Annotated in this window: 10 protein-coding genes; 1 reads left to right on the top strand and 9 read right to left on the bottom strand. The window is 69.2% G+C overall.

What is annotated here, in order from left to right; genetic code table 11:
* The first annotated feature begins 5 nt into the window (after positions 1–5).
* Entirely contained in the window at positions 6–599 is a 594-nt protein-coding gene (locus SYV04_RS18910; protein ID WP_321547227.1) for a DUF2378 family protein, read from the top strand.
* A 14-nt stretch (positions 600–613) separates the two neighbouring features.
* Here the strand turns inward: SYV04_RS18910 and SYV04_RS18905 are convergent, their stop codons facing one another.
* The 9 genes from SYV04_RS18905 to SYV04_RS18865 form a co-directional block, all read right to left on the bottom strand.
* On the bottom strand, positions 614–1591 hold the full coding sequence (locus SYV04_RS18905; protein ID WP_321547226.1) for a D-alanine--D-alanine ligase: 978 nt from the start codon (positions 1589–1591) through the stop codon (positions 614–616).
* 190 nt (positions 1592–1781) lie between these two features.
* Positions 1782–2018: a hypothetical protein gene (locus tag SYV04_RS18900; protein WP_321547225.1), complete on the bottom strand. Its 237-nt coding sequence runs from the start codon at positions 2016–2018 to the stop codon at positions 1782–1784.
* A 2-nt stretch (positions 2019–2020) separates the two neighbouring features.
* Positions 2021–3964: a PEGA domain-containing protein gene (locus SYV04_RS18895; protein WP_321547224.1), complete on the bottom strand. Its 1944-nt coding sequence runs from the start codon at positions 3962–3964 to the stop codon at positions 2021–2023.
* A gap of 65 nt (positions 3965–4029) precedes the next feature.
* A complete protein-coding gene (locus tag SYV04_RS18890; protein ID WP_321547223.1) occupies positions 4030–5370 on the bottom strand; it encodes a S41 family peptidase in 1341 nt (446 codons plus the stop codon).
* A 46-nt stretch (positions 5371–5416) separates the two neighbouring features.
* Positions 5417–6277: an alpha/beta fold hydrolase gene (locus tag SYV04_RS18885; RefSeq protein ID WP_321547222.1), complete on the bottom strand. Its 861-nt coding sequence runs from the start codon at positions 6275–6277 to the stop codon at positions 5417–5419.
* Between the two features lie 69 nt (positions 6278–6346).
* Positions 6347–7462 (bottom strand): murein hydrolase activator EnvC family protein, encoded by a 1116-nt coding sequence (locus SYV04_RS18880; protein WP_321547221.1) that lies wholly within the window; start codon positions 7460–7462, stop codon positions 6347–6349.
* Positions 7459–8361: a cell division protein FtsX gene (locus tag SYV04_RS18875; RefSeq protein WP_321547220.1), complete on the bottom strand. Its 903-nt coding sequence runs from the start codon at positions 8359–8361 to the stop codon at positions 7459–7461. The genes SYV04_RS18880 and SYV04_RS18875 overlap by 4 nt, the downstream gene beginning before the upstream one ends.
* Positions 8358–9050 (bottom strand): cell division ATP-binding protein FtsE, encoded by a 693-nt coding sequence (gene ftsE / locus SYV04_RS18870; protein WP_321547219.1) that lies wholly within the window; start codon positions 9048–9050, stop codon positions 8358–8360. Before ftsE ends, SYV04_RS18875 begins: the two co-directional genes overlap by 4 nt.
* Before the next feature lie 86 nt (positions 9051–9136).
* Positions 9137–9688, bottom strand: a complete 552-nt coding sequence (locus tag SYV04_RS18865) for a hypothetical protein (protein ID WP_321547218.1) — start codon at positions 9686–9688, stop codon at positions 9137–9139.
* Positions 9689–9836 lie beyond the last annotated feature (148 nt).

The following is a 9836-nucleotide window of genomic DNA, read 5'->3' as shown; positions in this document are numbered from 1 at the left end:
TTATCATGGCCGCAGCGATGAGCCTCACCGCGACAGACACCGCCTCGCCCCACCTGGTCTTCGGGCAGACCTTCGACAGGCTCTTCAACGAGGTCCTCGCGGGAAGGGTGACTCCGGAGCTCCAGCAGGCGCTGCGAGATGTGGGGCTCGACCTGTCGCGTCCGCTGCTGCCCGCCTACCCCATGGAGGTCCTGGAGAAGTGCATGGAGGTGGCCGCGCAGCGCCTCTATCGCGGGGTCCCTCAAGAGGTGGCGCTGCGGGCGCTGGGCGAGCTGCAGGTGGATGCCTTCACGCGGACGCTCGTCGGTCGCGCGACGCTCGCCGCCATGCGGCTGTTCAGCGTGAAGATGGCCCTCGATCGGCTCTCGCGCGCCTGGCGCAACGCGAACAACTTCGTTCAGACCGAGGTGCGCGAGATCAACCGCGACCTCTATGAAGTCTGGGTCAACGAGGTGGGCCGCTTCCCGGAGATCACGCTCGGCATCATGAGCGCGATCCTCAAGCACCTCGGCCAGGGCAAGTTCCAGGTGACCATCGCGCACTACGATGGCCACGCCTGTACCTACCGCATCTCGGTCCAGCCCCCCCCGAGTCCGTAGGCTTCCGCCGGGCCTCAGCCGCCCACGGCGCGGAGCGTGGCGGGCTGCACGGTGGCCGTCTCGGGCGCTTCCGTCACCCCGGCCTCGTCGCGGGTCGCCTGCTCCAGGATGCGCTCGACGAGCTGCGGGAAGGAGATGCCCCGCTGCGCGGCGATCTTCGGCAACAGGCTCATGGGCGTCAGGCCCGGCAGCGTGTTGACCTCCAGGACGAAGTCGTTCTCCTCATCCGAGCACATCAGGTCCACCCGGCCGTAGCCGCGGCAGCCCAGCGCCTGCCAGGCCGCGAGCGCCAGGTGCTCCACGTTGGCCAGCCGCGTGGGAGACAGCCGGGGCGGCAGGAAGTAGCGCGCGCCTGTCTTGTACTTGGCCTCGTAGTCGAAGCCCTCGCGGGGATAGGAGATCTCGCAGCTGCCGAGCACCTCGCCGCCGAGGATGCCCACCGTCACCTCGCGGCCGCGCACGAAGTGCTCCACCAGGGCCTCGCCCCCGTAGCGGCACGCCTCGGCCACGGCAGAGGTCAGCGCCTCGGCGTCATTCACCAGCGCCAGCCCCACCGAGGAGCCGCCGCACGCCGGCTTCACCACGCACGGGAAGCCCAGGTCCCCATGGCGCTCCTGGAGCTTGTCCAGCTCGGCGCGGCCGATGCGGTAGCCCTGCGGCGTGGGCAGGTTGTGGAGGCGGAAGAGCTTCTTGGCGAAGGGCTTGTTCATCGCCAGCGCCGAGGCCATCACCCCGGAGCCGGTGTAGGGCAGCTCGAGCAGCTCCAAGAGCCCCTGCACCTTGCCGTCCTCGCCCATGCGCCCGTGCAGCGCGAGGAAGGCCACGTCCATCTCGGCCGACCGGAGCACCCGATCCAGGCCCGGCCCGGCGAAGACGCGGGTGACGGTGTGCCCCTGCTCCTCCAGCGCGGCCACCACCGCTTCTCCAGTCTTCAGCGAAATCTCCCGCTCCTCGCCCCACCCGCCCATCAGCACTCCAACGCGCTTGCCCATGTTGATGAATTCCTCCTGGGTCAGTCCCTCAGCACGCCGGATGCCAACATCACTCGTGCTACAGGTCACGAAAACTGCCGCCGGGAGTGGGTGTAACCCTGTAATTTCACGGGTATACATGTCTGTAACTTGCGGCCTCGAAGCCACGGCGTGGCCCGTGGGCCACGCTTCGGGGGGCAGGCAGGCGGGTTCAGCGAGCCTCGGCCGGGGGCTGCTCGGGGCAGCCCTCGGGGGTGTCGCAGGCGTTGGCGCCGGTGCCTCCATCCGCGCCGGGCGAGGAGACACAGACCTGTGCCTGGCAGGTGTAGCCCTCGAGGCACCGGTTCTGGGAGTCACAGGGCTGGCCCTCGGGATCGAAGTCCAGCAACAGGCTGCACCCGGACAGGCACAGCGCCGCAAGCCACCACAGGGTTCGTAGGGAGCGCATGGCTAGTAGTTCCGCAGATCGTCTTCATCGAGTGGAGGCCGCTTCTTCTTCTCTTCCTCGCGCTTGCGCTGCTCCTCCGCCTCACGCTTGCGCTGCTCCTCCGCCTCGCGCTTGAGGCGCGCTTCCTCCTCGCGCTTGCGCTTGTCCTCCTCGGCCTGCTTGAGGCGCGCTTCCTCTTCGCGCTTGCGCTGCTCCTCCTCCTGCTTGAGGCGCGAGTCGCCGTCGCGCTTGCGCTTCTCCTCCTCCTCACGCTTGGCGGCCTCGTCGCGCTTGCGCTTCTCCTCCTCCTCGCGCTTGCGCTTCTCCTCCTCCTGCTTGGCGGCCTCGTCGCGCTTGCGCTTCTCCTCCTCCTCGCGCTTGCGAGCCTCCTCCGCCTCACGCTTGGACGTCTCCTCGCGGGTACTGGCGGGGGGCTTGCTCTGCGGCGTGGCCTCGGGCTTGGGCTTGTCCTCTGGACGCGGCGTGGGAGTGGCAGGCGTCGGCTGCTGCTCACGCACCGGCGTCGGCGGCGGCGTCACACGGCTCGGCCGGGTCTCCTTCTTCCCGCTACCGCCGCCCGCGAAGGCCAGCCAGGCGCCCGCTCCCGCCGAGCCCAGGCCCGCGAGGATGCCCACGTCGGCGATGAGCGCGAACGTCTTGCCGTCCGAGCGCAGCTTCTCCGCGCGCGCGTCCGTCTGGGGCAATTCCTTGAAGCGATCCGAGCGAGAAGAGGCCTCCAGGCCGAAGTAGACGCCGCCCGCCAGGAGCGCCGCGCCCGCGGCCATCAGCACATAGCCCGCCGTCCGGCGGCCCGGACTCGGCCCTCCGGAGGCGAAGTGGCGCACCGGCCCATCCTTCCGGGGCGCATCCGTCGCCAGGGCGCTGGAGAGCAGGGACTGAATCGCCGCATCCATCGCCTCGCCCGAGGAGGGCACCGGCCCCACCGCGTAGCCCAGGTTGTGGCCATCCGACACCTCCAGGCGCAGGGCGATGGCATCCTGAGCCGCCGGCCCGGGAGTGCCTCGCACGAGCAGCGCCAGCACCTGAGCGGTGCCCGCGAAGGCGCCGAACTCCCGGAGCGACTTGTCCCGGTCCTCGTCCTCGGGCTCCTTCACGATGCGCTTGACCCACGCCTCCAGGCGCTGCGCGGCCGGAACGGGCTCGAGGGTGAAGCTCGCCTCGGTGCCACTCACCCGCTCCTGGGCCAGGGCATAGCCGGGGGCGATGACGGTGACGTAGTGGTCGCCCCGCGAGAGGCCCGAGACCGTCACGGGGGAGATGCCCTGGAACTGCCCGTCCACGTAGACCTGCGCGCCCACCGTGCCGGTCTTCACCTCCAGCGTCTTGTCGGCCTGGGCCAGGACGGCCTTGCGGGTCTTCTCGACGAGGGCGAGCTCATCGGGCGGGAAGAAGTTGGGCGAGAACTCGGCCCGCGGGTTGCGGCCGAGCATGTCCCTCAGCTCCTTCGTGGCGGCCTTGTTGTCGCCGTTGGCCACATACGAGGCGATCTTCATCACCCGCGCCCGGCTCATGTCCGTGAAGTGCCGGGACAAGTCACTGGCCTCGTACGCCGCCGCCGCCTGCTCGAACTGCTCGAGCGCCTTCTGGGTGTCCAGCTCGTCGTAGGCCTTCTGGCCCTCCTGGATCGCGGCGGCTCCCTCCTGAGCCTTCTGCTCTCGGGCGCGGGCCCCCTGCGAGTCCAGCACGTCGGCAAGGCGCACCCGCTCGAAGCGTCCGGCGTCCGCCGCGGCCTGCTCGGCCATGTAGGTCAGCCGTGGCAACTGGGCCTGGGCGGCCGCATCGAGAGGAATCACCACCACCCCGATCTTCGGCGTAGTCGCGGCCGGAAGGACTCGGGGCAACAGGCGCAGCGGAGGTTGCTGCGCGAAGGCTGGGCCCGCGGCGAGCAGACCCACCAGCAGGCCGCTCAGGGCAGCCTGCAACATGCGGTTCAAAGGATGTCGCATCTCTCTTCCCACCATTCGCCGGTCATTAAACGGACTGGGCGGCGAAACGCCAGTTGGGAAAGCAACTAACGTTGCGTGGTTCCCGTCCCCGCCTGGGCCGGAGCCGTCCCCGCGGACTCGGAGGCCATGCCATTGAGGTACTCCAGGGCGATCTTGAGGGGGTAGTCCTTGAGCTTCGAGGAGGCCTCCCAGGGCTTGAGGTTGGCCGGCAGCGCGCGCGGGCTGGAGGGCTGCTCGGGCAGCGACATGATGGGCTCCGCCTTGAAGTGGCGCTCCAGGTCCTTCTCCCGAGGCGCCTCACGGCCAGGTTTGCCGCCGGCCTCGTCCGGCACGAGGAAGTCCGGGGTGATGCCGCGCTCCTGGATGCTGCGCCCCTTGGGCGTGTAGTAGCGGGCGATGGTCAGCTTCAGCCCCGAGCCGTCCTCCAGCTCGATGACGGTCTGCACGCTGCCCTTGCCGAAGGTCTGCGTGCCCATGATGACGGCGCGGCCGTGGTCCTGCAGCGCTCCGGCGACGATCTCCGAGGCCGAGGCGCTGCCGGCGTTCACCAGCACCACCACGGGGTAGTTGGCCTCCGTGTCGCGGTCCTTGCTGCGCTCCTCGGAGGCGTTGCGCCCATTGCGTCCGCGCGTGCTGACGATGGGGAGGTTGCCGGGCAGGAAGCGGTCGCTGATCGCCACCGCCTGATCCAGCAGCCCGCCCGGGTTGTTGCGCAGGTCCAGCACCAGTCCACGCAGCTCCTTGCCCCCGTTGAGGGTGCGCAGCCGGTCCAGCTCCTTGCGCAGGTACAGGTCCGTGCGGTCCTGGAAGTTCTTCACCTTCACATGGCCGATGCCCCCGTAGAGCGCGCTCTCCACGGAGACGATGCGGATGTGGTCGCGGATGATGGCGATCTCCCGCGGCGCGCTGAAGCCCTCGCGCATGATGGTGAGCAGCACCCGCTTGCCCGCGGGGCCGCGCATCTTCTGGAGCGCCCAGGGCAGGTCCTTGCCCTCGGTGCTCTCGTCATCGATGCGCAGCAGCTCGTCCCCGGAGCGCACGCCGGCGCGGGCCGCGGGCGTGTCGTCGATGGGGGCCACGACGATGATGCTCTCGCCCTTGCGGGCGATCTCGATGCCCAGCCCTCCGAACTCGCCGGAGGTGTCGATCTTCATCTCCTTGAAGACCTCGGGGGGCATGAAGATGGTGTGCGGATCCAGGGTCTCGAGCATGCCCTTGATGGCGCCGTGCATGAGCTTCCGGTTGTCGACCGACTCCACGTAGTTGTTCTCCACGTAGGAGAGCACCCGCGCGAAGACCTCCAGGTTCTTGTAGGTGTTGTCTTCGCGGTCGGCGCGCGCGGTGGGAGCGACGAGCAGCAGGCCCGCCGCGATCGCCGCGCGCCACGAGGGGAGCAGGCCCTTCACGGGGTACGTCCTTTCCGGCAGTGGCCCACGCAGTCTACACCCGCGCCTACAAGCCCGCCGTGTCGGCGAAGCCCACCAGGTGGGACACCAGCTCGTCGGGCCGCTCGACCTGGGGGACGTGGCCGAAGCCCTTCACCACCCGCACCTGTGCGTGCGCCGGCAGGTGGGTCCGGTAGTAGTCGAGCGTCTCGGAGGGCAGCAGCCGCTCGCTTCCTCCCCACAGCATCAGCACGGGCATGGACAGACCGCGTAGCAGCTCCGGCGCGAGACTCGCCCGGGAGACCCGGGCCTCCGCCGCCAGCGCCTGCACGGTGGTGGTGGCGTAGAACTTCTTCAGCTCGGTGGCGAAGAGCATCAGGGCCAGGGGCGGCTTGTGGAACAGGCGCCGGGTGAGCGCACGTGCCTGAGCGGGCGTCTGGATGGCGAACGAGGAGAGCAGCGCATCGGTCGCCTCCTGGGTGAGCACGGCGCCCGCGGGCGCTACCAGCCCCAGGGCTTTCACCAGCGAAGGCGCCTCGGCGGCGAGGTTGACGACCATGGCGCCGCCCAGGGAGTTGCCCACCACGAAGGCGGGCTCACCCACCACCTGCTCGTGCCAGGCGCGTAGCACGTCGAACTGCCCCCGTACGCATACCTCTCCGCCGCAGTACTCCGAGGAGAAGCCATGGCCCGGCAGGTCCACCGCCAGCACCCGGGAGAAGCGCCGCCTCAGCCCGAAGAACACCCCGGCGAAGCCGTTGGCCGAGCCGCCCAGGCCGTGGACGAGCACCACCGGCGGTCCCTTGCCCTGTCCCTTCAGCTCGTACATGTGTACGGACTGGCCGGCCACGGGGACCACCTTGGACTGCACACCCCGCGCGACCAACACGCGGCGCATTGCCTTCTGCATGCCTCCCAGCAGATCCACCGTGCTCCCTCGCTCTTGTTGAAGGTCCTGGAGAATAGCCTAACGGGCGCACGGGCTTTGCGCAGCGCGTTAAGGAGACCGTGTCAGCCAGGGGACCGGATCCACGGCCTGACCGCCCTTGCGAATCTCGAAGTAGAGGTAGGCGCCCTTGAGCGAGCCGGTGTCTCCCACGGTGCCCACCTCGTCGCCGCCCTGCAGCTCCGCCCCGGTCGTGCCCGTCACCGTGGCCAGGTGGGCCATGAGAGTGTGATAGCCGCCGCCGTGGTCGAGGATGAGCAGGTTGCCATAGCCACGCAGCCAGCCGGCATAGACGACCTTTCCGGGCGCCACGGCCCGTACGGGGCTGCCCTCCGCGGCGCGGATGTCCACGCCCTTCTGCACCGTGACGGTGTTGAACAGCGGGTTGACCACCTTGCCGAAGCCCACCTCCACGACGCCCGCGGCGGGGTACGGCAGCTTGCCCTTGAGCGCACGAAAGCCCGTGGTGGGGATGCCCTCGGCCATGTCCTCCAACATCCGCGACAGCTCTTCGTCGGCCTGCTCCAGCTCGCGCATCGCCCGCTTGGCCAGATCCGCCTCACCCGAGAGCGTGGCCGCCACGTCCCGGAGCGCCGCCTGCTGCTGCTCGGCGAGGGACACCTGCTCCTTGAGGACGGAGGCGCGCAGGGTGAGCGAGCCCTGAAGGCGCTTGAGCTCGCGCAAGGCCTGTTGCTCCAACCGGGCCACATGCCGTACGGCGCGCAGGAGCTCCAGGTCGCTCTTCATCGTCGCCTCGAGCGTGCGGGCGCGCCAGATGAGCGAGGAGAAGTCCCGCGAGGTGAGCAGCACCTCCACGGGCTGACGGCGCGTGAGACGGTACAGGGCGCGCAGCCGGGGAGAGAGCCGCCGCAGCTGCTGCTGAAGCACCTCGCGCACCACGGCCTCCTCGCGCTCGGCGGCGGCCACGCGCTTGCGGAAGGCGGCCAGGTCCTTCTCCAGCGCCTGCACGCGCTTACGGGAGAAGCCCACCATGTGCTCCAGCAGCTCCATGCCCTCCAGCACGGAGACCTTCTTGGACTCGATGAGGACCAGGGTGGCCTTGTGGGCGGCGATCTGCTCGCGCACCGCTGCCCGCTCCGCCGCCTCGTCCTGCGCGAGGGCGGCGGTGGCAGACAGCAGCACCGTGAGGAGGAACGCCCGGCTCATACCCGCGAGAAGCGCCCCACCGCGACGAAGCTGCCCACCAGCCCCAGCATGCCGCCGGCCAGTACCAGCTCCAGGGCCAGCCCGGGCCGTACCAGCGACTCGGAGCTCGCCGGCCCTAGGAGAAACGAGAAGAGCGAGGCCAGAGTGGGCCCCACCAGCCGCCCGAAGGTCCACAGCCCCAGGAGCGCCACCGCCGCGCCCAGGACGCCCTGGAGCAGCCCCTCGATGAGGAACGGCGCCTTGACGAAGCGGTCCGTGGCGCCGACCAGCTTCTGGATCTCGATCTCCTCGCGCCGGGCGTAGATGGCGAGCTGGAGCGTGGCGGCGACGATGATGACGGTGGCGAAGAGCACCACCGCGAAGGCCACGAGCCCTCCGTAGCGCAGCGCCCGGGCGATGGCCGTCAGCCGCTCCACTGCCTCCCGGCCATAGTCCACGCCCGTGACGCCCGGCAGCGCTCTGACCTGCAGCGCCAGCGCCTCCAGCCCTTCGGGCGTGCGCTGCTCCGGGGCAACCGACAGCTCCAGCGAGGGCGGCAGCGGGTTCTCCGGAAGCTGCGAGAGCGCGTCACCCAGATCTCCCAGCTCACGGGACAGTCGAGACAGCGCCTCGTCCGGATTGACCAGCACGGCCTTGCCACCACTGGCCGTCTCCAGCTTGGCGCGCATCTCCTCCACCTGCGCGGCGGTCAGCTCCGGCGCCAGGTACACCGTCACCTCCACCTCGCCGCCCAGCGAGGCCTGGAGCCCGTCGAGCGCCCACCCCGCCGTGCGCGCCAGCCCCGCGGCGAACAGGGCGATGGCGATGGTGGTGATGGCGATGAAGTGAACGAAGGGCGAGTGCTTGAGCCCTCCGGCTGCAGAGCGCCAGAAGTAGGAGACCTTGGCCAGCGCGCTCATACCGCCATCCGCCGCGCGGCCTTCACGCCGTCCTCGTCCGAGACGATGAAGCCGCGCTCCAAGCGCACCGTGCGCTTCTGGTAGCGCGCCAGCAGCGTGCTGTCGTGCGTGGCCACCATCACCGTGGTGCCGCGGATGTTGACCTGGTTGAGCAGGTCCATGATCTCGACGGTGAGCGCCGGGTCCAGGTTGCCCGTGGGCTCGTCGGCCAAGAGGATGGTCGGATCATTCACCAGCGCGCGGGCAATCACCACGCGCTGCTGCTCTCCACCGGAGAGGCGCAGCGGGTACGAGCGCGCCTTGTGCTCCAGCCCCACCAGCTTGAGCATGCGGTGGACCTTCTCGCGCGCCTCGGCCCGGGGCACTCCCAGCACGTCCAGGGTGAAGGCCACGTTGTCCTCCACGGTGCGCTGGGGCAGCAGCTTGAAGTCCTGGAACACCACGCCGATGTTGCGCCGCAGGTACGGCACGGCCGACTCGCGGATGCGCGCGATGTTGCGGCCGCCCACGAGGATCTGCCCCTTGGTCGCCTTCTCCGCGCAGAACAGGAGCTTCAGGAGCGTCGTCTTCCCCGCGCCCGAGGGCCCGGTGAGGAAGATGAACTCCCCCTTCTCGACGTGGAGGTTGATGTCCGAGAGGACCGGCGGATCGCCCGGGTAGGACTTGTACACATGGAACATCTGGATCATCGGCGGCGCGATTGTGGCCCCATCTGGGCCATCGCACCAATCCGTGACCCTCCCTTGCTCGCCAGCCCGGGAAGGGAGCTACGGGGCTAGGACTGCTCGCCCTCGCCCGCCAGGTAGCTGAGGATGACCTCGTCGAGGCTCTTCTCGGAGATGAGGTCCTCGCCGAACAGGGTCTCCACGCCGATCTCGTTGATCTTCGGCTGCACCTTCATGGCACGAGCGGCGGCCACCTCGGGAGGCAGCGCGGAAACCGCGGGAGGCGGAGGCGGAGGCTTGGCGACCGCGGGCTGTGCAACCGGCGCCTTGGGCGGCTCCATGTCGGAGGCCAGCTGCCCGGGCTGGTAGTGCTTGGCGGCGATGGACTCGTAGTTGTCGTACACGCCGTTGATGAGGTTGCGCAGCATCTCCTTGTGCTGCTCCTCCATCAACTCGCGAACGACTTCCGCCAGGTTCTCGGCGTTGAGGATGTCGGCGTACGACGTCTTCTTCGAGGCGAGGATGTTCCCACCCACGAACAGGTGGGTGATGATGTGAGGGTTGTTGACCCCCGAGTCCTCGGTCTGGACGTGGTAGACCTTCCCCTTGTGCTTGATGTTGTGGTTGAAGCCGGTGACGGCTTTCTCGAAGGTTTTCGCCATGCCGAAGGCGTCGGAAGCTAGCAGTGCCCCCTGAGCGAAACAAGTTAAGCGTCGCCTGCTTCGGTCCGAATCTCGCCCGGCAGGCCGCTTTTCCGCCGATGTAGGGCAAGAAGAGGCGTGCCTGCTCTCCGGCCGTTCGAGCCTCCCT

Origin of the sequence: Hyalangium ruber, assembly GCF_034259325.1 — a bacterium.
GTDB lineage: Bacteria > Myxococcota > Myxococcia > Myxococcales > Myxococcaceae > Hyalangium_A > Hyalangium_A rubrum.
Note: the sequence above shows the minus strand (reverse complement) of the source record. Positions and strands in the feature narration are given on the sequence as shown.